19 protein-coding genes are annotated in these 21,533 nt (G+C 67.3%); 7 read left to right on the top strand and 12 right to left on the bottom strand.

The genetic code is table 11. The features are described 5' to 3' along the window. Window positions 1-56: 56 nt before the first annotated feature. Window positions 57-1,205: a GNAT family N-acetyltransferase gene (locus C2U31_RS13705; protein WP_103273261.1), complete on the top strand. Its 1,149-nt coding sequence runs from the start codon at window positions 57-59 to the stop codon at window positions 1,203-1,205. A 144-nt stretch (window positions 1,206-1,349) separates the two neighbouring features. Here C2U31_RS13705 and C2U31_RS13700 read toward each other — a convergent pair whose 3' ends face one another. Next, window positions 1,350-1,820 (bottom strand): DUF1854 domain-containing protein, encoded by a 471-nt coding sequence (locus C2U31_RS13700; RefSeq protein ID WP_103273260.1) that lies wholly within the window; start codon window positions 1,818-1,820, stop codon window positions 1,350-1,352. A 21-nt stretch (window positions 1,821-1,841) separates the two neighbouring features. Continuing rightward, on the bottom strand, window positions 1,842-4,127 hold the full coding sequence (locus C2U31_RS13695) for an ABC transporter transmembrane domain-containing protein (protein WP_103273259.1): 2,286 nt from the start codon (window positions 4,125-4,127) through the stop codon (window positions 1,842-1,844). 279 nt (window positions 4,128-4,406) lie between these two features. On the opposite strand from C2U31_RS13695, the gene cphA (C2U31_RS13690) reads away from it, so the two are divergent. The 5 genes from cphA (C2U31_RS13690) (at window position 4,407) to C2U31_RS13670 (ending at window position 11,054) form a co-directional block, all read left to right on the top strand. After that, window positions 4,407-7,022, top strand: coding sequence for a cyanophycin synthetase (gene cphA / locus C2U31_RS13690; RefSeq protein ID WP_103273258.1), 2,616 nt, complete (start codon window positions 4,407-4,409; stop codon window positions 7,020-7,022). A gap of 60 nt (window positions 7,023-7,082) precedes the next feature. Further along, a complete protein-coding gene (gene cphA / locus C2U31_RS13685; RefSeq protein ID WP_103273257.1) occupies window positions 7,083-9,653 on the top strand; it encodes a cyanophycin synthetase in 2,571 nt (856 codons plus the stop codon). Window positions 9,654-10,237: 584 nt separating this feature from the next. Continuing rightward, entirely contained in the window at window positions 10,238-10,438 is a 201-nt protein-coding gene (locus C2U31_RS13680) for a CsbD family protein (RefSeq protein ID WP_103273256.1), read from the top strand. Between the two features lie 41 nt (window positions 10,439-10,479). Next, window positions 10,480-10,644 (top strand): DUF1328 domain-containing protein, encoded by a 165-nt coding sequence (locus C2U31_RS13675; RefSeq protein ID WP_103273255.1) that lies wholly within the window; start codon window positions 10,480-10,482, stop codon window positions 10,642-10,644. Between the two features lie 68 nt (window positions 10,645-10,712). Then, window positions 10,713-11,054 carry a BON domain-containing protein gene (locus tag C2U31_RS13670; RefSeq protein WP_103273254.1) on the top strand — a complete coding sequence of 114 codons (342 nt, stop codon included), beginning with the start codon at window positions 10,713-10,715 and terminating at the stop codon, window positions 11,052-11,054. A gap of 67 nt (window positions 11,055-11,121) precedes the next feature. Here C2U31_RS13670 and C2U31_RS13665 read toward each other — a convergent pair whose 3' ends face one another. From C2U31_RS13665 to C2U31_RS13620, 10 genes are all read right to left on the bottom strand, one after another. Beyond that, complete coding sequence (locus C2U31_RS13665; protein ID WP_103273253.1) at window positions 11,122-12,000, bottom strand: PhzF family phenazine biosynthesis protein; 879 nt, start codon at window positions 11,998-12,000, stop codon at window positions 11,122-11,124. A gap of 91 nt (window positions 12,001-12,091) precedes the next feature. After that, complete coding sequence (locus tag C2U31_RS13660) at window positions 12,092-13,489, bottom strand: 4Fe-4S binding protein (protein ID WP_103273252.1); 1,398 nt, start codon at window positions 13,487-13,489, stop codon at window positions 12,092-12,094. 41 nt (window positions 13,490-13,530) lie between these two features. After that, the gene (locus tag C2U31_RS13655; RefSeq protein WP_103273251.1) at window positions 13,531-14,382 is read right to left on the bottom strand and encodes an FTR1 family protein; all 852 of its coding nucleotides are present in this window, start codon (window positions 14,380-14,382) and stop codon (window positions 13,531-13,533) included. 14 nt (window positions 14,383-14,396) lie between these two features. Further along, window positions 14,397-14,735 carry a cupredoxin domain-containing protein gene (locus tag C2U31_RS13650; protein WP_103273250.1) on the bottom strand — a complete coding sequence of 113 codons (339 nt, stop codon included), beginning with the start codon at window positions 14,733-14,735 and terminating at the stop codon, window positions 14,397-14,399. A gap of 2 nt (window positions 14,736-14,737) precedes the next feature. Further along, window positions 14,738-15,274, bottom strand: a complete 537-nt coding sequence (locus C2U31_RS13645; RefSeq protein WP_103273249.1) for an iron transporter — start codon at window positions 15,272-15,274, stop codon at window positions 14,738-14,740. A 211-nt stretch (window positions 15,275-15,485) separates the two neighbouring features. Continuing rightward, entirely contained in the window at window positions 15,486-16,049 is a 564-nt protein-coding gene (gene phaR, locus C2U31_RS13640) for a polyhydroxyalkanoate synthesis repressor PhaR (RefSeq protein ID WP_103273248.1), read from the bottom strand. Window positions 16,050-16,167: 118 nt separating this feature from the next. Next, the gene (phbB, locus tag C2U31_RS13635; protein ID WP_103273247.1) at window positions 16,168-16,905 is read right to left on the bottom strand and encodes an acetoacetyl-CoA reductase; all 738 of its coding nucleotides are present in this window, start codon (window positions 16,903-16,905) and stop codon (window positions 16,168-16,170) included. 80 nt (window positions 16,906-16,985) lie between these two features. Continuing rightward, a complete protein-coding gene (locus tag C2U31_RS13630) occupies window positions 16,986-18,620 on the bottom strand; it encodes an alpha/beta hydrolase (RefSeq protein WP_103273246.1) in 1,635 nt (544 codons plus the stop codon). Between the two features lie 136 nt (window positions 18,621-18,756). Next, on the bottom strand, window positions 18,757-19,515 hold the full coding sequence (gene pgeF, locus C2U31_RS13625; RefSeq protein WP_103273245.1) for a peptidoglycan editing factor PgeF: 759 nt from the start codon (window positions 19,513-19,515) through the stop codon (window positions 18,757-18,759). Then, window positions 19,503-20,549 (bottom strand): RluA family pseudouridine synthase, encoded by a 1,047-nt coding sequence (locus C2U31_RS13620; RefSeq protein ID WP_103273244.1) that lies wholly within the window; start codon window positions 20,547-20,549, stop codon window positions 19,503-19,505. The genes pgeF and C2U31_RS13620 overlap by 13 nt, the downstream gene beginning before the upstream one ends. Window positions 20,550-20,656: 107 nt before the next feature. Here C2U31_RS13620 and C2U31_RS13615 point away from each other — a divergent pair, with 107 nt between their 5' ends. Beyond that, window positions 20,657-21,442, top strand: a complete 786-nt coding sequence (locus C2U31_RS13615) for an outer membrane protein assembly factor BamD (protein ID WP_103273243.1) — start codon at window positions 20,657-20,659, stop codon at window positions 21,440-21,442. The last annotated feature ends 91 nt before the right edge of the window (window positions 21,443-21,533 follow it).

The following is a 21,533-nucleotide window of genomic DNA, read 5'->3' as shown; positions in this document are numbered from 1 at the left end:
TCTCGGGGCGGCGGCGCGGCCTTGGGCCGCAACCTGGGAGACTTTATCATTGCCCCATGGATTCCTCGCCGCGCCTGACCATCGAAACCGACCTGTCCCGCATCGACGCCCGTCAATGGGACGCGCTGGCCGGCGACCAGCCCTTCCTGCGCCACGCCTTTTTGCGGGCAATGCACGAGACCGGCTGCGCCTCGCCACGGACCGGCTGGTCGCCGCACTACCTGGCGCTGTGGCGCGGCCAGACGCTGGCCGGCGCCGTGCCGCTGTACCTGAAATCTCACTCGCGCGGCGAGTACGTGTTCGACCATGCCTGGGCCGACGCCTTCGAGCGGTACGGCTTGCGCTATTACCCCAAGCTGCTGTCGGCCGTTCCCTTCACTCCCGTGACCGGCCCCCGCCTGCTGGCCGCCGGCCCGGACGAGCGCGCCGCGCTGGCGCGCGCGCTGATCGCCTTCGCCGAGGAAATCGGCGTGTCCTCGCTGCACCTGCTGTTCCCGTCCGATACCGACATGCGCGCGCTGCGCGAGGCCGGCTTCCTGGTCCGCGAAAGCGTGCAGTTCCATTGGCGCAATGCCGGCCATGCCGATTTCGACGCCTTCCTGGCCTCGATGAGCCACGACAAGCGCAAGAAGATCCGGCAGGACCGCAAGAAGGTCGCCGCCGCCGGCCTGCGCCACCGCTGGCTGCGCGGCGACGCCATCGGCGCGGACGAGCTGGATTTCTTCTACCAGTGCTACCGCACCACCTATTTCCAGCACGGCAACCCGCCTTACCTGAGCGCGGACTTCTTCCACCGCGCCCACCGCGACCAGCCCGACGCCTTCGTGCTGATCCTGGCCGAACGCGACGGCGCGCCCGTGGCGGCGGCGCTGAACCTGGCCGGCGGCGACGCGCTGTACGGACGTTACTGGGGCGCCACGGAATACGTGCCGGGCCTGCATTTCGAGACCTGCTACATGCAGGCCATCGCCTACTGCATCGCGCACGGCTTCGCCCGCTTCGAAGGCGGCGCGCAAGGCGAACACAAGATGGCGCGCGGCCTGCTGCCCACCCCCACCTGGTCCGCCCACTGGGTCGCCGACCCGCGCTTCGCCGACGCGATCCAACGCTTCCTGGACGAGGAAACCACGGCGGTTGAGGGCTACCTGGACGAACTGGAAGCGCACACGCCGTTCAAGCAGAACACGCCCGATAGTGCTGGTTAAAAGTCCGCCCAGCAACTACCCCACGAAGCCAACACTCGCCGCATGAAGCAGGCCTCGCCCAAGCGGGGCCACGCGGAGCCGGCTTTGCCGGTCCGCAGTGGCGCCCCCTTGAGGGGGAAGCGCGCAAGCGCTTCGGGGGTGATCCTACAAGAACCTATCCAGCAGCTTGCGGCTGTGCTTGTCCAGCGACATCAGGTCGCGGATCAGATAGAAGATGCCGTGGTTGTCGGCGATCAGCAGCGTCTGCGCGTTCAGGCGGCGGATGTCTTCCTCGCCGCGCAGCGTGAAGGCCGTCTCGCCCCGGTCGGTCTCGACCTTCCAGACGGTGGGGGTGGCGAAGGCCGACACGCTCTTGAGCTTGCGGATCTCCGGCATGAACTCGCGGCTGGCGAGTTCCTCTTCCACCAGCGCCCGGGCGTCGGCGGGCAGGTCCGCCAGTTGATCGATCCAGAGCAGTTCGTGGCCGTCGGCGGTCACCAGCGACAGGCCCCGGCCCGGCTGGCTGATGGGAAAGGCGCGCACGGGCAGCACGCCCTCGTGCGCCTGGCCGTCGGCGCCCTGGAACACCAGGCGGCCGAAGGCATTGCGGCGCAATTGGAATGTGGGAAGCGTCATGGCTGGGTTTCCGTTTCCGCGTCAGGCCACGGCGGCCATGTCGTCGCTGCCCGGCGCCTGGGCGTCGGCCTCGGCCTGGCGGGCCTGCGCCTGATAAAGGCGGTAGTACGCGCCTTCCTTGGCCATCAGCTCCTCGTGCGGCCCCTGCTCGACGATCTGGCCTCGGTCCAGCACCACCAGCCGGTCGGCCTTGCGCAGCGTGCTCAGGCGGTGGGCGATGGCGATGGTGGTGCGTCCGCGCACCAGGTTGTCCAGCGCTTTCTGGATTTCCTTTTCGGTGGTGGTGTCCACCGAGGACGTGGCTTCGTCCAGGATCAGGATGCGCGGATCGATCAGCAGCGCGCGCGCGATCGAGATGCGCTGGCGTTCGCCGCCGGACAAGGCCTGGCCGCGCTCGCCGACCAGCGAGTCGTAGCCATGCGGCAGCCGCAGGATGAACTCATGCGCGTGCGCGGCGCGCGCGGCCGCGACGATTTCCTCGCGCGTGGCCTCCGGCTTGCCGTAGGCGATGTTCTCGGCGATGGTGCCGAAGAACAGGAACGGTTCCTGCAGCACCAGGCCGATGTTGCGGCGGTACTCGGACACGCGCAGCGAGCGGATGTCGGCGCCGTCCACCATCACCGCGCCCTCGGACACGTCGTAGAAGCGGCAGATCAGGTTGATCAGCGTGCTCTTGCCCGAGCCGCTGTGGCCGACCAGGCCGATCATCTCGCCCGGCGCGATGTTCAGGTTCAGACCGCGGATGACCTGCCGGTTGCCGTAGCGGAAACCCACCTCGCGCAATTCGATGCGGCCGTTGATCTGCGGCAGCTTGGCCGGATTCTGCGGTTCGGGCACGCTGGAAACGTGATCCAGGATGTCGAAGATGCGCTTGGCGCCGGCGGCGGCCTTCTGCGTCACCGACACGATCCGGCTCATGGAATCCAGGCGCGTGTAGAAGCGGCCGATATAGGCCAGGAAGGCCGCCAGCACGCCCACCGTGATCTGCTTCTGCGAGACCTGCCAGATGCCGAAGATCCACACCACCAGCAGGCCGACCTCGGTCAGCAGCGTGACCGTGGGCGAGAACAGCGACCAGACCGTGTTGACGCGGTCATTGACTTCCAGGTTGCGGTTGTTGGCTTCGCGGAAACGGGCGACCTCGCGCTTTTCCTGGGCGAAGGCCTTGACCACGCGGATCCCCGGGATGGTGTCGGCCAGCACGTTGGTGATTTCCGACCAGATGCGATCGACCTTCTCGAAGCCATGCCGCAGCCGGTCGCGCACGGCGTGGATCATCCAGATGATGAAGGGCAGCGGCACCAACGTCACCAGCGCCAGCCAGGGGTTGATCGACACCAGGATGACCGCCGTCATGACGATCATCAGGATGTCATTGGCGAAGTCGAGCAGGTGCAGCGACAGGAACACGCAGATGCGGTCGGTCTCGCTGCCGATGCGCGAGATCAGGTCGCCGGTGCGCTTGCCGCCGAAGTATTCCAGCGACAGCTTCTGCAGGTGTTCGTAGGTGGTGGTGCGCAGGTCCGCGCCGATCCGCTCGCTGACCCAGGCCAGGATGAAGGTGCGGGCCCAGCCCAGGCCCCACGCCAGGACAGCCGAGGCCAGCAGGCCGCCCAGGTAGAGGCGGACCTTGTCGTAGTCGATGGGCGCGCCGTTCTGGAACGGGATCAGCACATCGTCCATCAGCGGCATGGTCAGGTACGGCGGCACCATCGCGGCGGCCGTGCCCAGCAACGTCAGCAGGAAGCCGGACAGCAGCGCCAGCCGGTACGGCTTGGCGAAGCGCCACAGCCGCAGCAGCGCCCAGGTCGATGACGGCGCCGCCTGCTCGCGATGGCAGACCGGGCATTCCTCGGCGTCTTCGGGAATCGGGTTGTGGCAGATGATGCAGGCGCGATCGCCGTCATGTTGCGGCGGCTGGCCAGACAGGCGGATGGCCTGCTGCGCCTCGAACTGCGCCAGCAGGCGCAGCGCCGGCGGGTTGCAGGCCAGCGTGAAGCGCCAGATGCCCAGGCGCGCGCTGTCGTCGTGCAATTCCATGACCGCCGCGCCGGCATGGTCGGCCAGCGTCAGGGACAATTGGGGACCGTACGCCCAGGACTCCCAGCCGCTGTCGTCGGCCTTGCGCGCCAAAAGGCGCTTGTCCGTGGCCGCCACCAGGCCAGGATGGAACTTCAGCCGCTGGTCCAGGTCTATCTCGACCCAGGCCAGCAGGGTTTCGCCATCGGTCAGTTCGGCGCGGATTTCATCCCGCCAGCGGGCAGGAAAGGCATCGGCAAGGCCTGAATGCAGGTTTGGTTTTTTCATTGGTACGCATACCGGGGCCCAGACACTGCCCTAGACACTGCCATGCAAGGTGGCAAAGCTGTTTTCCGCCAAGGGCCGAAAACGTGTCCTTTCCTTACAACAAATCGAGTTCCCGCCCTTGAAGGCGTCGTATAGTATCAGCCGATTTTTCTAATTAGGAATATCTCTGGGATCCCCCACTTGTTGGCATTATTCTTTAAGCGCAACCCCAATCAAATTCGCGGTCATATGCATAGGGGCTTCCGCGCGTGCCAACCTGCATCTCGAGCAAATTAAAACATGAAAAAGAAAGACATTGAATTTCTCGATGTCGTGGCTTTGCGCGGCCCGAACATTTGGACCTACCGTCCGGTCCTGGAAGCCTGGGTGGACATCGGCGAGCTGGAAGACTACCCGTCGAACACGATCCCCGGATTCTACGAACGCCTGACCGAATGGCTGCCGACCCTGATCGAGCACCGTTGCAGCCCGGGGGTGCGGGGCGGCTTCCTGATGCGACTGAAGGAAGGCACCTGGCCCGGCCACATTCTTGAACATGTCACCCTGGAACTGCAGAACCTCGCCGGCCTGCGCGGCGGTTTCGGCAAGGCCCGGGAAACCTCCACCCGCGGCGTCTACAAGGTCGTGGTGCGCGCCTGGCAGGAACAGGTCACCCGCGCCGCGCTGGAAGAAGCCCGCAACCTGGTCATGGCCGGCATCGAGGCCCGCCCGTTCGACGTGCCCGCCGCCGTGGCGCGCCTGCGCACGCTGATCGACCGCCACTGCCTGGGCCCCAGCACGGCCTGCATCGTGGACGCGGCCGACGACCGCGACATTCCCTACATCCGCCTGTTCGAGGGCAACCTGGTGCAGTTCGGCTACGGCTCGCGCCAGCGCCGCATCTGGACCGCCGAGACCGACCGCACCAGCGCCATCGCCGAGGGCATCTCGCGCGACAAGGACCTGACCAAGGAACTGCTGTCCACCTGCGGCGTGCCGGTGCCGGAAGGCCGCCTGGTCGACAGCCCCGAGGACGCCTGGGACGCGGCCGAGGACATCGGCCTGCCGGTGGTGGTCAAGCCCTATGACGGCAACCACGGCCGCGGCGTCTTCACCAACCTGACCACGCGCGAGGAAGTGCTGTCGGCCTACGCCGTCGCGGTCGAGGAAGGCAGCGGCGTCATCGTCGAGCGCTTCGTGCTGGGCAACGAGCACCGCCTGCTGGTCGTGGGCGACCGCATGGTGGCCGCCGCCGCCGGCGAGCCGGCCTGGGTCACGGGCGACGGCAAGTCCTCCATCACCGAGCTGATCGACAACCAGATCAATACCGACCCGCGCCGCGGCCGCACCGAGAATCACCCGCTGAACCCGGTGCGCCTGGATTCCGCCGCGCGCCTGGAGATCGCCCGCCAGGGCATGGACGCCGACAGCGTGCCCGCCGACGGCCAGCGCGTGCTGGTGCAGCGCAGCGGCAACGTGGCGTTCGACGTGACCGACAAGGTCCACCCCAGCGTCGCCGCGACCGTGACGCTGGCCGCCCGCATCGTCGGCCTGGACATCGCCGGCGTGGACTTGGTGGCCGAGGACATCTCGCGGCCGCTGGACGAGCAGCGCGGCGCCATCGTCGAAGTCAACGCCGGCCCCGGCCTGCTGATGCACCTGAAGCCGGCCGACGGCACGCCCCGCCCCGTGGGCCGGGCCATCGTCGACCACCTGTTCCCCGAAGGCGACGCCGGCCGCATCCCCATCGTCGGCGTCACCGGCACCAACGGCAAGACCGTGGTCGCGCGCCTGATCGCGCGCCTGCTGTACCTGTCGGGCAAGCGCACCGGCCTGGCCTGCAGCGAGGGCCTGTACCTGGACCGCCGCCTGGTGCAGAAGGGCGACCGCGCCGACTTCGCCTCGGGCACGCGCGTCCTGATGAACCGCAACGTCGACGCCGCCGTCATCGAGAACGACAGCAGCGTGATCCTGGGCCAGGGCCTGGCCTACGACCGCTGCCAGGTCGGCGTGGTCACCAACATCGACGACGCCGACCACCTCGGCGATTTCGACATCAATGACGCCGAACGCATGTTCAACGTCTTCCGCACGCAGGTGGACGTGGTGCTGCCCGGCGGCTACACGGTGCTGAACGCGCGCGATCCGCGCGTGGTCGAAATGGCCGAGCTGTCCGACGGCGCCGTGATCTTCTTCGGCATCGACCCCGCCCAGCCCGCCATCGCCGCCCACCTGCAGCAGGATGGCCGCGCCGTGTTCGTGCGCGACGGCGCCATCGTGCTGGCGCAGGGCCCGCGCCAGGAACGCCTGGCCGACGTGGCCGCGATCCCGCTGACCCACGGCGGCCGCGTGGCCTTCCAGGTCGAGAACGTGCTGGCCGCCGTCGGCGCGGCCTGGGCACTGGACATTCCGGTGGAGCTGATCCGCGCCGGCATCGAGACCTTCGACATCGATCAGGCCGACGCGCCCTGGCAATTCACGCTGTTCGAGCGCGGCGGCAGCACGGTCGTGGTCGACGACGCGCACAACGCCTCGGCGCTGCGCCCGCTGATCGCCGCCATCGACCAATTCCCCGCCACCGCGCGCTGCGCCGTCTACTCGGCCGGCGCCGACCGCCGCGACGCCGACCTGATCGAACAGGGCAAGCTGCTGGGCGACGCCTTCGACCGCGTGGTGCTGTACGACGACGCCACGGTGCGCAGCAAGCGTCCCGAAGGCCAGGCGCGCGCGCTGCTGCGCCAGGGCCTGGCGCAAGGCAGCCGCGTCAAGCACATCGAGGACGAACCCGACCACGGCAAGGCCATCGCCGGCGCGCTGGACGCCATCGCCGCCGGCGACTTCGTCCTGCTGCAGTCGGACGAAGCCTTCTCCGGCCCCACCATCGATCTGGTCCGCCGCTGGATCCAGCAACACTGACACCACCCCGGCGCGCCCTGATCGGGGCGCGCCTGAGCCAGACAGACAGGAATACCTGCCATGGAAGTTTCCCGCATCCGAGCGCTGCGCGGCCCCAATCTGTGGAGCAAGAACACGGCGATCGAGGCCATCGTGTCCTGCGCCGACGCCGAGTGCTCCATCGACAACCTCCCCGACTTCGAGGCGCGGCTGCGCGCCCGCCTGCCGCAGACCGGCCTGCTGCGCCCCGAGGGCCACCAGGGCGCCGTCTCCATCGCCCACGTGCTGCAGATCGTCTCGCTGACCATGCAGGCCCACGCCGGCTGCCCGGTCACGTTCGGTCGCACCTCGACCACGATCGAACCGGGTGTGTTCCAGGTGGTGGTCGAGTACAGCGAGGAAGAAGTCGGCCGCCTGGCGATGGAGCTCGCCCAGCAGCTGGTGCGCGCCGCGCTGGACGACACGCCCTTCGACCTGCCCGACGCCCTCAAGCGCCTGCGCGAGCTGGACGAGGACGTGCGCCTGGGCCCGAGCACCGGCTCCATCGTCAACGCCGCCACCGCGCGCGGCATTCCCTACCGCCGCCTGACGCAGGGCAGCATGGTGCAGTTCGGCTGGGGCAGCAAGCAGCGCCGCATCCAGGCCGCCGAGACCGACCTGACCAGCGCCATCTCCGAATCGATCGCGCAGGACAAGGACCTGACCAAGATGCTGCTGGACGCGGCCGGCGTGCCGGTGCCGCTGGGCCGCTCGGTCACCTCCGCCGAAGCAGCCTGGGAAGCCGCCCAGGAACTGGGCGGCCCGGTCGTGGTCAAGCCGCGCGACGGCAGCCAGGGTCGTGGCGTGGCCGTCAACATCGAAACGCGCGAACGCGTGATCCAGGCCTTCGAAGTGGCCGAGGAAATCAGCTCGGAAGTCATCGTCGAGCGCTACATCCCCGGCCATGACTTCCGCCTGCTGGTGGTGGGCGGCAACCTGGTCGCGGCCTCGCGCCGCGATCCGCCGCAGGTCACCGGCGACGGCCGCCACACCATCCGCCAGCTGGTCGAGCAGGTCAACGCCGACCCGCTGCGCGGCGACGGCCACGCCACCTCGCTGACCAAGATCCGCTTCGACGACATCGCCCTGGCCACGCTGAAGAAACAGGGCTATGACGCCGATTCCGTGCCGCCCCCGGGCACGCTGATCTTCCTGCGCAACAACGCCAACCTGAGCACTGGCGGCTCGGCCACCGACGTGACCGACGAGGTCCATCCCGAGATGGCCGCGCGCGCCGTGTCGGCCGCCCGAATGATCGGCCTGGACATCTGCGGCGTGGACATCGTCGCCGAGAGCGTGCTGTATCCGCTGGAGGAACAACACGGCGGTGTGGTGGAAGTCAATGCCGCGCCCGGCCTGCGCATGCACCTGAATCCGTCCTTCGGCAAGGGCCGCAATGTGGGCGAGGCCATCATCGCCAACATGTACGCCGACGGCGAAGACGGCCGCATCCCGGTCGTGGCGGTGGCCGGCACCAACGGCAAGACCACCACCGTGCGCCTGACCGCGCATCTGCTGGGCGCCGCCGGCCACCGCGTTGGCATGACCAATTCCGACGGCGTGTACGTCGACAACCTGCGCATCGACACGGGCGACTGCAGCGGCCCGCGCAGCGCCCGCAGCGTGCTCATGCACCCCGACGTGGACGCGGCCGTGTTCGAGACCGCGCGCGGCGGCATCCTGCGCGAAGGCCTGGCGTTCGACCGCTGCAACGTGGCCATCGTCACCAACATCGGCATGGGCGACCACCTGGGCCTGGGCTACATCAGCACGGTCGAGGACCTGGCCGTGGTCAAGCGCGTCATCGTCCAGCACGTGCATCCGTCGGGCATGGCGGTGCTGAACGCCGCCGATCCCATCGTCGCCGAGATGGCCGCCAGTTGCCCCGGCTCGATCACCTATTTCGCCGAGGACCGCAACCATCCCATCATGGCCACGCATCGCGCCCAGGGCCTGCGCGTGGTCTATCGCGACGGCGACAGCATCGTCGCGGCCCAAGGCGCGGAGGAAACCCGCTTCCCGCTGGCCGAGATCCCGCTCACCCGCAACGGCACCATCGTCTTCCAGGTCGAGAACGCGATGGCTTCCATCGCCGCGGCCTGGGGGCTGAACCTGGACTGGAGCATCGTGCGCCGCGGGCTGGCCAGCTTCGTCAACGACGCCCAGACCGCGCCGGGCCGCTTCAACGTGTTCGACTATCGCGGCGCGACGGTCATCGCCGACTACGGCCACAACCCCGACGCCATCCTGGCGCTGGTGCGCGCCGTGGACGCCATGCCCGCCAAGCGGCGCTCGGTGGTGATCAGCGGCGCCGGCGACCGCCGCGACGAGGACATCCGCATGCAGACCGAGATCCTGGGCGAAGCCTTCGACGACGTGCTGCTCTACCAGGACCAGTGCCAGCGCGGCCGCGCCGACGGCGAAGTGGTGGCGCTGCTGCGCCAGGGCCTGGTCAACGCCACCCGCGCCAAGCAGGTCGATGAGATCTACGGCGAGTTCCTGGCCATCGACACGGCGCTGGCGCGCCTGCAGGCCGGCGACCTGTGCCTGATCCTGGTCGACCAGGTCGAGGAAGCGCTGGAGCACATCGCCAAGCGCATCCGGGAAGCCTGATTCCGGTCCGTAGCCGGCGATAAGCGAACGGGGCGCTTGCCGAGCGCCCCGTTCGCTTTTTGTTGCTGCCCGGACCTAGCCGTAGGCGCGGACCACGTCCGCCTGCGCCTGGAAGCGGTCCGTGCCCGCGCAGCCCGCCGTCGCCAGGACGGCCAGCGCCAGCATCAGCGCGGCGCAGATTCGTTTCGGCATGCTTGACTCCTTGCTCATTGCCGCCGACATCCGGCGGCCTCCCGGACGAAGATACCAGCGCGCTCGTCCGCCGCCAATCGCACGCGGCGCGCAGCCGGACATGCGCTGGCGGCGCGCGCGAAAACGCCCTCAGATCCCGTTACCTGCCCCGCTCAAAACGGGACAAGACGTTGCTCAAATGTAACTCCCTCTCTGGGCGCAGGCTTGCCTTCACCCGGTCGGAAACGCGGGGATTTGTCCCCATCACCACCGTTACATTTGCCCACAGCCAGGTTTGACAGCCCTTCCGGCCGGCACGTACGGTGGAGCCATGCTGATCAGCGTCCTACTCAACCGCGAACACAGCGCTTACGGCCATAAGCCGACATTCGCACACACGCAGAGAGGTACTTATGAACAACGACATCATCGCTGGCAAGTGGAAGCAACTGACGGGCAAGGCCAAGGCCGCCTGGGGTGAACTCACCGACGACGAGCTGACCCGCAGCGAGGGCAACGCCGAACGCCTGGCGGGCCTGATCCAGGAACGCTATGGCAAGACCAAGGAACAGGCGCAGAAGGAAGTCCGCGACTTCTTCGACCAGAATCGCTGAACCACGCCTGATTCCGTTAACGACCACCGGGAGAAGCTGACATGCTGCACTACGCCGTGGTTTTCTTCGTGATCGCGATCATCGCCGCGATCCTGGGCTTCGGCGGCATCGCCGGCGCCGCCGTGGGCATCGCCAAGATCCTGTTCTTCGTCTTTCTCGTCCTGGCGCTGCTGTCCCTGCTGGGCGGCAGTTTCCGCAAAAAATAACGGCGACAAGCCGTCACAGCCATCGCGTCCACGACGCGCCGAATTCTAACCAACCAGGAGCACTATCTATGGAAATCCGCAAGCTGATCGCCGCCGCCGCACTGGGCACGGGCGCCGTCTTCACTTCCATGGCTTACGCCGCCGACGCCGACAACAAGCCCAAGCAGTCCGTGGGCGAGTACGCGTCCGACGCGACCGTGACCACCAAGGTCAAGGCCGCCTTCGTGGCCGACAAGCAGCTCAGCGCGTTGGACATCGCGGTTGAAACCAACAACGGCGTCGCCACGCTGACCGGCACGGTAGGCACCGCCGCCGAAGCCGACCACGCCGCCAAGGTCACCCGCGGCATCGAAGGCGTCAAGCAGGTGATGAACAACATCAAGGTGGATCCCGCCAAGAACAAGAAGTAGGCCGGATCTCATGCGCCTGAAGGCGCCCGTGCCACGGCACGGGCGCTTTTTTTTTGCGCGACCGATGTCAGAGCGTGATGACGCCGCGCCCGATATCGAGCGCGCGGCCGCCCACCTGGATGCGGCCGTCGGCCGACACATCCAGCAGCAGACGGCTGGGCCGGCCGATCTGCGCGCCCTGGCGCACCACGAGACTGGCCGGCAAGGCGCGGCCCTGCGCCTGCAGCCAGCCCCCCAGGTTGGCGCAGGCCGAGCCGGTGGCCGCGTCCTCGTCCACGCCGCCGCCGGCCTTGGCGAAGAAATAGCGCGCCTCGACCACCTGCCGGCCGGCTTCGACCGCGCCTTCGTCGAAAGCGAACAGATACGTGGTCTTGCGTCCCAGGCTGCTTTCCTGCCAGCGGTCCAGTTGCGAGCTGTCCGGCAGCGCGCGACGCACCGCGTCCACGCTGCGCAGCGGCACCAGCAGCTGGTCCGCGCCGGTATCGATCCAGATGGGATCGCCCAGCAGGTCATCCTCGTTCAGGCCGACCAGGCTGGCGATCTCGGCGCGGCCCAGCGCCGGCGCGGCGGTGCCGACGCCGTTCGGGCAAGGCGCGGTGAAGGTCCAGGCATCGCCCTTCGCCGTCACCGGCACCACGCCCGCCTTGAACTCCAGGGTCAGCGCATCCCCGGTCTTCAGCAGGTCGCGCACCACCTGCGCGGTGCCCAGCGTGGGGTGGCCGGCGAACTTCATTTCGTAGCCGGGCGTGAAGATGCGCACGCGCGCATCCGCCTGCTCGGACGGCAGGATGAAGGTGGTTTCGGACAGATTGAACTGCGCGGCCAGCTGCAGCATGACGGCGTCGTCCAGGCCGCGCGCGTCCTCGAACACACAGAGCTGGTTGCCGCTGAAGGCGGAGTCGTTGGTGGCGAAGACGTTGAGCAGGCGGAAGACGTAATCGGTCATGGCGAGCGGGCGCGAGAGTCTCTGGGTTGGGCCGCGGACACGGCCGGGCCCAACACTTTATCTCAAAGCGCCGCCGCCTTCGCCGCCTGGTTCACCAGATGGCGAAGAACAGCACCCAGGACCAGCAGAACGGCGCCAGGCCAGCCGCCAGCACCAGCCACGCCAATACTTTGCGCGGCACGCCGCCGGGCCTTGCGGCCAACAGCCGCGCGAACAGACGCAGCGTCCACAGCACCGCCAGCGTCAGCAGCGTGAAGCGCACCGGCGCGGCCCAGCCCGCCTGCACGCCTTCATGCTTGAGCAGGTTGACCGTGGTGGCCGACAGGCCCAGGAACACGCCGATGCCGGCGGACGGAATCAAGGCCTGCGCCAGCTTGTGCAGGCCGGGCCGGCCCCAGCGCGTGGCGGCCGCGCCGGGCACGGCCGGCGCCGGCGCGATGCGATCGGCGATCCACAGCGACAGATAGGCCGCGCCGCCGACGCAGATCGTGGCGCCGACCACGAACATCAGGATGCCGGCGCCGTCCAGCCAGGAAAAGCTGTCGTTGACCTCGGGATAGTGCGTGAGGATGAACCAGGGCGCATTGTCCAGCAGCGGCCACATGATGTCGTGCTCGACCAGCCAGGTCGCGGCCCATTGCTTGGCGCTCACATACCAGGGGCTGGCGCTCCACAGGAAGGCGCCGATGGCGATGCCCATCAGACCGAAGCACAGCAACGCGGTCTGCCAGGGTTCGCCTTCGGTGACGTGGACGATCTCGGCTTCCGGCGAGCGCGGCGTCAGCGCAATGGCGCCGCGGTAGCCGCTGCAGCGGCCACAGACATGGCAGTCGCCCGCGCCCTTCATGTGGCGCAGGGGCACGAGCGGCGCACAGTTGATGGGCTCGATGCGGATCACCGGATGACGCCACTTTTCTTCGTCGACCTTGAAGTGCCAGGGCGCGAGCTTGGCCAGCAGGTTGAATACGCCGTTGACCGGGCACAGGTACTTGCACCAGACGCGCTTGTTGCGACCGTACAGATAGCCCACGATCATGGCGGCCACGGTGGACCCGCCCAGCACCGCCAGCACCGCCAGCGGGTATTGGTAGACGCTGACCAGCTGGCCATAGACCGTGGTGAGCGCGAAGGCGACGAAGGGCCAGCCGCCCCAGCGCATCCACTTCGGGATGGCCTTGCCGCGCCCGCGCTCGCTGGCCCATTCGGTCAGCATGCCTTCCGGACAGAGCCAGCCGCACCAGGCGCGCCCGAGGATGGGCATGGACACCAGCACGAACGGCCACCACACGCCCCAGAACGCGAACTGCGCGACGATGGTCAGGTTATTGACGACCGAGGCCGAATTGTCCGGCAGCGGCAGCACCGCCGGCACGATCAGCAGGAAAGCGTATATCGCGACAATGCCCCACTGCAGCTTGCGCAACAGGGGGGCATGGTCACGGAGAAAATCGGCGATACGGGAGGTCGCCCTCCCGAGTGCTGCGGCCATATCTAAACCTTCATGTGTCTGTCATCCGCCGACGTGCCGGATCAGGACGCGCTGCGAGCCGCCGACGGCGCCGGGGCGGGCTTGGCGCCGGCCCAGCGCAACAGCGCCCAGACCAGGATCCAGTACGCCACCCAGACAAGCACCGAGATCAGGGCCGGCATGGCGCGGTAGCCGGCGAAATCCGCCAGGATCTTGCCCAGGCCGGTGCTGTCGCTCAACAGCGCCGAGGTGTCCCAGACCGGATCGACGATGGCCGGGACCACGTCCAGCGAGATCAGCCGGTCGAGCCCGCCGACCAGCAGGGCGCCGGCCAGCAGCAGCAACAGGATCTCGGTGACGCGGAAAAAGCGGCGCCAGGTGATCAGCTTGCCGCCCAGCTGCAGCAGCCAGAAGGTCAGCAGCGCGGCGATGAAACCGCCCACGCCGGCCAGGGCCAGCTTGATCATGTCGCCGCCGCCCTCGCCCGCCGACACGGTGCCGTACAGGAAGACCACGGTCTCGCTGCCCTCGCGGGCCACGGCGATCGCCACCAGCAGGAACAGGCCCCACCAGTTGTCATTGGCCACCGAGGTGCGCGCGCCGCCTTCAAGCTCGCTCTTGAGCGTGCGGCCGTGCTTCTTCATCCAGATGACCATCTGCACCACCAGCGCGCAGGCGGCCAGCGACATGATGCCCTGGAACCATTCCTGGCCCTCGTCGCTGAGCCAGGACGAGATGCCCAGCAGCACCAGCGCCAGCGCCACGGCCAACGCCGCGCCGGCGGCGACGCCGCCCCACAGGTAGGCCAGGCCGCGCTTGCCTTGCGGCGCGGCGCGCAGCCAGGTGTACAGGATGCCCACCACCAGCAGGGCTTCGACGCTTTCGCGCCAGACGATAAAGAGGACCTGTTCCATGTCTTGCTACCGACCTATTCCTTGGGCTTGACCACCAAGGTGCCTTTCACGTTCTGGTGAAAGTCATCGAAAAACGGATACTCGCCGGGACGGGAGATCGTGATCACCACGAAGGATTTCACGCCCGGGCCCAGCACTTTTTCCTTGCGCAGCGGGATGCTCTCGAATTCCACCGGCTCGTTGCTCTCGTTGATGAGTTCGATCTTGAAGCGCCCCGCCGGAACTTCCAGCGTGGCGGGCTCGAACGTGCCGTTCGGCTTGAAGGTCAAGGTGAACGTGGGCAGCTCGTCGGCCGCCGCCGGCGCGGCGGCGCCGATCAGGGCCGCCGCGATGACGCTGAGCAGGCGACGCACGATCAGTAGCCGCCCTTCTTGCCGGTGCCGGCGTAGACGAATTCATATTCCAGGTCGATCGGCTCGAACCACGGGCCCACGCCCGTTTCCTTGTCGACATGGCGGCCGAAGTGATTCATCTTGTTGGCGGTCGGCGGCAGGATCGAGTACTTCAGCTTGTACTTGCCCGGGCCTTCGAGCTTGATGTTCTCGCCGTAGTGCGGGCCGTCGTTGGCGACCATGGGCATGAAGGTGCCCTTCTGCACGTTCTGGCTGCCGACCTTCTGGATCTCGTAGTTCACGACCAGGTAGGGCACCCACTCGCCTTCCGGAAAGCCGGTCTTGTTGTCCGCGGTGGCGTGGATGTCGGCTTCGAGGTGCACGTCGGAATCCTTGGCCGGACGCATCATGCCGGGAGGGTCCATTTCGATCGGCTGCAGGTACACCGCGCCGATTTCCATGCCGCCCTTCTGTACCGGCTTGCCGATGGGGTATTCGGCCGCCTGCGCGGCAGACACGCTCAAACCGACAATGGCCAGCGCCAAGGCTTTCTTGATCATGTGCATATTCCTCGATACATGGATGAAACGATGGTTCTTAAAACATAAACAAGAACCGTTTTCATTAATGTAACCAAAGAATCTGACATCTCCCTGAACCGGAACCGCCGGAAACAGGCGGACGATTGCGCCGGATCAAGCCCGCAAAAAAGCCGGCGCACCGCGCCGGCTTCGTTCCCGGACCGCCGCGACGGCGGCCGGCCTTGCCTGCCTACTTGCGTCCGCCCGGGTTCCCGCCCGGCGTGAACGGGAAGGTCGAGAACATGGCGCGGGTCTGGTCCTGCATCTGGTCCTGCATCTGCACGAACAGGTTCTTGCTCTGGTCGATGTAGTTGTTCATCATGTTCTGCAGCATGGGCGTCTGCACGTTCATGAACTGCGTCCAGGCCTCCGGGCCGAACTGGCTGCCATACAGGCCCTTGGACTGCTCGGCCATGCGCTGCTGGATTTCCATGAAGGCCTGGATATTCTTCTCCAGGTAAGAGCCCATGATGCCCTGCATGGCGTGACCATAGAAGCGGATGATCTGCGACAGCATGTTCGACGAGAACATGGGCATGCCGCCGCTCTCTTCTTCCAGGATGATCTGAAGCAGGATGCTGCGGGTCAGGTCTTCGGAACTCTTGGCGTCGACGACCTGGAACTCCTCGTTGGCCAGAACCAGTTGCTTGACATCGGCCAAGGTGATGTAGGTGCTGGTCCGGGTGTCGTACAGACGACGGTTGGGATATTTTTTAATCAGGCGCAGGCTGGCGCCGGTTTGTGCTTGCGTCATGTGTTTGTCCCCGGATCGGGCGATCTCTCAGGCTTTGGATAAGTCAAGTGTAATGCCGGGCGGCCTTCTCCCCGAAGCCGCCCGGCGCCAGGGCCGCCAACCGGCGGCCCCACATGCGTCAGCCCATGTGCAGGCCGCCGTTGAGCGAGAAGTCCGCGCCCGTCGAAAAGCCGGATTCATCCGACGCCAGCCACGCCGTGATCGACGCGATTTCCTCCGGCGTGCCCAGGCGGCGCACCGGGATGGTGGCGACGATCTTCTCCAGCACGTCGGGGCGGATCGCGCGGACCATGTCCGTGCCGATATAGCCCGGCGAGATCGTGTTGACCGTCACGCCCTTGCTGGCGACTTCCTGCGCCAGCGCCATCGTGAAGCCATGGATGCCGGCCTTGGCCGTGGAGTAATTGGTCTGGCCGAACTGGCCCTTCTGGCCATTCACCGAGCTGATGTTGATGATGCGACCCCACTGCTTCTCGACCATGCCGTCGATGACCTGCTTGGTCACGTTGAACAGGCTGTTGAGGTTGGTGTCGATCACCGTGCGCCAGTCGTCCGCGCTCATCTTGCGGAACAGGCCGTCGCGGGTGATGCCCGCATTGTTGACCAGCACGTCCACCTGGCCGAGTTCGGCCGTGACCTTCTCGAACGCCTTCACGGTGGAGTCCCAATCGGAGACGTTGCCCACCGAGGCATGGAACGTATAGCCTTGCGCGGCCTGTTCATCCAGCCATTGCTGGTAATTCCGGCTGGGGCCGCAACCCGCCACGACGCGAAAGCCTTCCTTGGCCAAGCGCTGGCAAATAGAGGTGCCGATTCCGCCCATCCCGCCTGTTACGTAAGCCAGTTTCCCGCTCATACTTCCTCCTGTGTGCGACGGACGATTCGTTTGATTGACTGCTTTTGCTCATCTGCTCCGGACCAGCCGCGAACGCGGCCTCAGGCGGCCCGGACCTTCACGTACCTGCCAGGCGCCGGCTCGATCGGCCGATGGCTGGCATTGCCCAATTTGACGCGCGCCTTGACCTGCTTGCCCGAATGGCCGGCCAGCCAGGCGCTCCAGTCCGGCCACCAGCTGCCCGGCTGCTCGACGGTCTGCGCCAGCCAGGCGTTGGGATCGCCGGGCAAGGGGTTGCCCGGCCCGCCATCGCGCTCCATGACCCAGTAGCTGCGGCGCTTCTTCGCGGGCGGATTGACCACGCCGGCGATGTGTCCCGACGCGCCCAGCACGAAGCGCTGCGGTCCGCGCAGCAGCTGCGTGGACGCGTAGGCCGCCGTCCAGGGCACGATATGGTCCTCGCGCGAACCGAATATGTAGGCCGGCATGGTCAGCCGCGTCAGGTCCAGCGGCAGGCCCGCGGCCTGCGCCCGGCCCGGCACCTTGAGATTGTTTTCCAGGTAGGTGTTGCGGAAGTACCAGGAAAAGAACGGCCCGGGCAGGTTGGTGCTGTCGCCGTTCCAGAAGAGCAGGTCGAACGCCGGCGGCTTCTGGCCCTTGAGATAGTTGCCCACCACGTAGTTCCAGACCAGCTCGTTGGGCCGCAGGAACGAGAACGTGGTGGCCAGGTCGCGGCCCGGCATCAGTCCGCCGCTGCCGAACTGGTGGTCGCGCAGCAGCGCGTGCGCCTCGTCGACGAAGACCTTGAGCACGCCGGTATCGTGGAAATCGAGCAGCGTGGTCAGCAGCGTGAGCGAGGCCACCGGGTGCTCGCCGCGCGCCTCGGCCAGGGCCAGCGCGGAAGCCAGCATCGTGCCGCCCACGCAGAAGCCCAGGGCGTTGACCTTGGGCTGCTTGGTGATGTCGCTGGCCACGCGCAGCGCTTGCAGCACCGCGTCGTCCAGGTAGTCGGACCAGGTGGCGCGATCGATGCCGTCGGTGTCGCTGGACACCGGGTTGCGCCAGGAAACCAGGAACACCGTATAGCCCTGCTCCACCGCGTGCCGGACGAAGGAATTCTCGGGCTGCAGATCCAGGATGTAGAACTTGTTGATGTTTGGCGGCACGATCACCAGCGGACGCTCGTGCACGGTCGCGGTCAGGGGGGCGTACTGGATCAGCTGGATCAGCCGGTTCTCGAACACCACTTCGCCCGGCGTCACGGCCACGTTGCGGCCGATCTCGAACTGCGATTCGTCGGTCTGGGTGATGCGCCCTTTCTTGACGTCGCCCAGCAGGTTGGCCACGCCTTCGGTCAGCGCGCGGCCGGCGCTTTCCACGATGGACTGCTGCGCATCGGGATTGAGCGCCAGGAAGTTGGACGGCGACAGCGCGTCGACCCATTGCATGACGGAAAAGCGCAGGCGCTCGCGCAGCGGTTCGCTGACCTGCGCCGCATCGACCAGGCGCGACATGGCGCGGGCCGACAGCAGGTAGGCATGCGCCATCAGCAGGTGCGAGCCTTGGGCGGCCCAGGCCGGACCCGCGAAGCGCCGGTCGGACGGCGGCGGCAGCGCGCCTTGCCGGGCGTCATCGCACAGGCGCTGCCATTCGCGGGAAAACTCGGCCTGAATGTCGGCCAGAACGTCCGGTGCCACGCTCACCGGAATGGGTCCTGCGGAGAGATTGGCGTTCACTTCGACACCTTGTTATCGACACTGCGCGATTGATGTTGCATGCGGGGTCCGGGACTGTCAATGCGGGAATACAAGGAGAGGCCCGCCAGGGTAGCAAAGGCCCGCCGGCCGCGCTTTGCGCTACATCAGACTTGACCTAGGACAGCCAGGCCAGCAGCGCCATCCGCCCGGTTATCCCGTCGCGCCGGTACGAAAAGAAGCGCCCGCCGTCCGCAACCGTGCACAGGCGGCTCAGCGTCACGTCCCCGACGCCCGCGCGCCGCAGGCGGAACTCGGCCAGTCCGGACAGGTCGGCCAGCCATTTGCCGGGCAGGCCCGGCCGGGGGCGGAAATAGGATTCCGTGGCCGGATCGTCGGCCATGAAGGCGTCCAGCACATCCCGGCCCACCTCGAAGGCGTCAGGGCCGATACCCGGCCCGACCCATGCGCGCCAGCCGCCGGCATCCGGCTCCTTGGCCCGCATGGCCGCCAGGGTGCGCTCCAGCACCCCGCCGGACAGCCCGCGCCAGCCGGCATGGGCCACGCCCAACACGCGGCCGGCGTCGTCGGCGATCACCACCGGCAGGCAATCGGCCACCATCACGGCCAGCACCCGGCCCGGCCGCGCCGTGACGCTGGCGTCGGCGGCCGGCTCCTGCGGCGTGGCGGGGTCGTCGGCGTCGACGACATCGGCGCCGTGAACCTGCCGCAGCCACAGCGGCTCGGCCGGCAGCGCGGCGCGCAGGCGCCGGCGGTTCTCGGTCACAGTGTCGGGATTGTCCTCGGCGCGACGGCCGAGATTGAAGGTGTCGTGCGGCGCCACGCCGACGCCGCCGGCGCGCGTGGTGCAGAAATACTCGACGCCGGCCCACTGCTGGCCGGTCACCACGGGCAATCCTTGAATCACGCGTTCCATACGATGTTTTCCTGAACCTGCGCCATGTCGGCCGGCACGGCGGCGCTGAACCGGACCTCGCCCCGGCCGCCCGGGTCTTCGAAATGCAGCGCGCGGGCGTGCAGCATCTGCCGCCCCGCGCCCGCGACGGTCTTGCCGCCGTACAGCACGTCGGCCAGCAAAGGGTGGCCCAGGCTGGCCATGTGCACTCGGATCTGGTGCGTGCGGCCGGTTTCCAGGCGGCAGACCACTTCGCACACCCGGCCGCCGGGATCGACCTCGCCGCGGCGTGAAGGAAAGTAATGCGTGACGGCGGGCTTGGGCGCCACCGGCCGTTCCACGCTCATGCGCACCGGCACCCGGGCATCGCGGCCGATGGGGCGATCGACCCTGCCGGCCGCCCCCAGCCAGCCATGCGCCAGGGCGATATATTCGCGCCCCATGCTGCGGGCCTGCAGTTGCCTTACCAGATGGGTCTGGGCGGTTTCATTGCGGGCCACGACCATCAGTCCGGACGTGTCCTTGTCCAGCCGGTGCACGATGCCGGCGCGGGCCACCTGGGCCAGCTCGGGATAGCGGTGCAGCAAGCCATTGAGCAAGGTGCCGCTCCAGTTGCCGGCGCCGGGATGCGTCACCAGCCCGGCGGGCTTGTTGACCACGATCCAGTCCGGGCTGGCGTCCACCACCTCGAAATCCACGGGTTCGGGCGCGAAAGCCTGCGTTTCGGGCGCGGGCTGCGTCCAGACGGTCAGTTCGTCGTCGGGGCCGACCACCTGCCGGACCTTGGCCGGGCCGCCGTTGACCAACACCTTGCCGGCCTCGATCCAACCTTGCAGGCGGCTGCGGGAATGCTCGGGCATGAGGCCCGCCAGCACCTTGTCCAGGCGATCGGCCCGGGTGCCCGGCGGAACGGTAAGCAGTTGCGGCGCGCCAGCGGCCGCCTGGGAGGATGAACCCGGGTCGGAATTCGGACCGGAATCGGGACCAACCCCGAGGTCTTCGCCCTCGGAATCCTCGTCGAAATCGGGATCTGCGCTGACGGCTGTATCAGACATGGAGACAAATCATATAATCAGCCTGCCATGCTAACACCAAGGATACGATTCTCGTGATTCACCGTTCCGCAGCTCCCTCGATTCCCGCCTCCCGTAGCGGGCCGGTCTTGCGCGCGGTCGTCGCGCTATTCGCCGTGCTGGCCATCGCCGGCTGCGGTTCGACCAGCAGCAAATACGACAAGACCGCCAACTGGAGCGCCGAGCAGCTGTATGCCGACGCCAAAGCCGAGATCTCCTCCGGCGGCTGGAAGGAAGCGCGCGAGCGCCTGACCGCCATCGAAAGCCGCTACCCGTTCGGCGTCTATGCCCAGCAGGCGCTGCTCGAGCTGGCCTACGTCAACTGGAAGGACGGCGAAAACGAGCAGGCCCTGGCCGCCATCGACCGCTTCCAGCAGCTCTACCCCAACCATCCCGGCACCGACTACGCGCTGTACCTGAAGGGCCTGATCAATTTCACGCCGCAAAGCGCGTTCATGAGCAACATCACCGGGCAGGATCCGGCCGAACGCGACCCCAAGGGCCTGCGCGCGTCCTACGACGCCTTCAACGAGCTGATCAAGCGCTATCCCGACAGCAAGTACGCGCGCGACGCCGAACTGCGCGTGAACTGGCTGGTCAACACCATCGCCATGAACGAAGTCTACGTGGCCCGCTACTACTACGAGCGCGGCGCCTACGTGGCGGCGGCCAACCGGGCCCAGACCGTGATCACCGACTTCGAGGGCGCGCCCGCCACCGAAGAGGCGCTCTACCTGATGGTGCAGTCCTACGACAAGCTCGGCATGACCGACCTGAAGAACGACGCGCAGCGCGTATACGACAAGAACTTCCCCAACAGCAACTTCAAGTCCAAGGGACTGAAGGCCGACAAGAGCTGGTGGAACCCGTTCTGACCACTTCACGCATGGGCAAGAAAATCCCCTCTGACGAGGGGATTTTTTTTGCCCGCCGCCGCGGGCGATCACGAACCTGCGCGGGAGGCGC

The sequence above is a fragment of the Achromobacter sp. AONIH1 genome (assembly GCF_002902905.1).
GTDB lineage: Bacteria > Pseudomonadota > Gammaproteobacteria > Burkholderiales > Burkholderiaceae_B > Achromobacter.
This window is presented reverse-complemented; position numbering and strand designations above follow the sequence as displayed.

Bases quoted from the DNA above. Each gene is read 5' to 3' on its own strand.
- C2U31_RS13705 (WP_103273261.1), top strand. From the start codon at position 57: ATGGATTCCTCGCCGCGCCTGACCATCGAAACCGACCTGTCCCGCATC.
- C2U31_RS13700 (WP_103273260.1), bottom strand. From the start codon at position 1,820: ATGACGCTTCCCACATTCCAATTGCGCCGCAATGCCTTCGGCCGCCTG.
- C2U31_RS13695 (WP_103273259.1), bottom strand. From the start codon at position 4,127: ATGAAAAAACCAAACCTGCATTCAGGCCTTGCCGATGCCTTTCCTGCC.
- cphA (WP_103273258.1), top strand. From the start codon at position 4,407: ATGAAAAAGAAAGACATTGAATTTCTCGATGTCGTGGCTTTGCGCGGC.
- cphA (WP_103273257.1), top strand. From the start codon at position 7,083: ATGGAAGTTTCCCGCATCCGAGCGCTGCGCGGCCCCAATCTGTGGAGC.
- C2U31_RS13680 (WP_103273256.1), top strand. From the start codon at position 10,238: ATGAACAACGACATCATCGCTGGCAAGTGGAAGCAACTGACGGGCAAG.
- C2U31_RS13675 (WP_103273255.1), top strand. From the start codon at position 10,480: ATGCTGCACTACGCCGTGGTTTTCTTCGTGATCGCGATCATCGCCGCG.
- C2U31_RS13670 (WP_103273254.1), top strand. From the start codon at position 10,713: ATGGAAATCCGCAAGCTGATCGCCGCCGCCGCACTGGGCACGGGCGCC.
- C2U31_RS13665 (WP_103273253.1), bottom strand. From the start codon at position 12,000: ATGACCGATTACGTCTTCCGCCTGCTCAACGTCTTCGCCACCAACGAC.
- C2U31_RS13660 (WP_103273252.1), bottom strand. From the start codon at position 13,489: ATGGCCGCAGCACTCGGGAGGGCGACCTCCCGTATCGCCGATTTTCTC.
- C2U31_RS13655 (WP_103273251.1), bottom strand. From the start codon at position 14,382: ATGGAACAGGTCCTCTTTATCGTCTGGCGCGAAAGCGTCGAAGCCCTG.
- C2U31_RS13645 (WP_103273249.1), bottom strand. From the start codon at position 15,274: ATGATCAAGAAAGCCTTGGCGCTGGCCATTGTCGGTTTGAGCGTGTCT.
- phaR (WP_103273248.1), bottom strand. From the start codon at position 16,049: ATGACGCAAGCACAAACCGGCGCCAGCCTGCGCCTGATTAAAAAATAT.
- phbB (WP_103273247.1), bottom strand. From the start codon at position 16,905: ATGAGCGGGAAACTGGCTTACGTAACAGGCGGGATGGGCGGAATCGGC.
- pgeF (WP_103273245.1), bottom strand. From the start codon at position 19,515: ATGGAACGCGTGATTCAAGGATTGCCCGTGGTGACCGGCCAGCAGTGG.
- C2U31_RS13620 (WP_103273244.1), bottom strand. From the start codon at position 20,549: ATGTCTGATACAGCCGTCAGCGCAGATCCCGATTTCGACGAGGATTCC.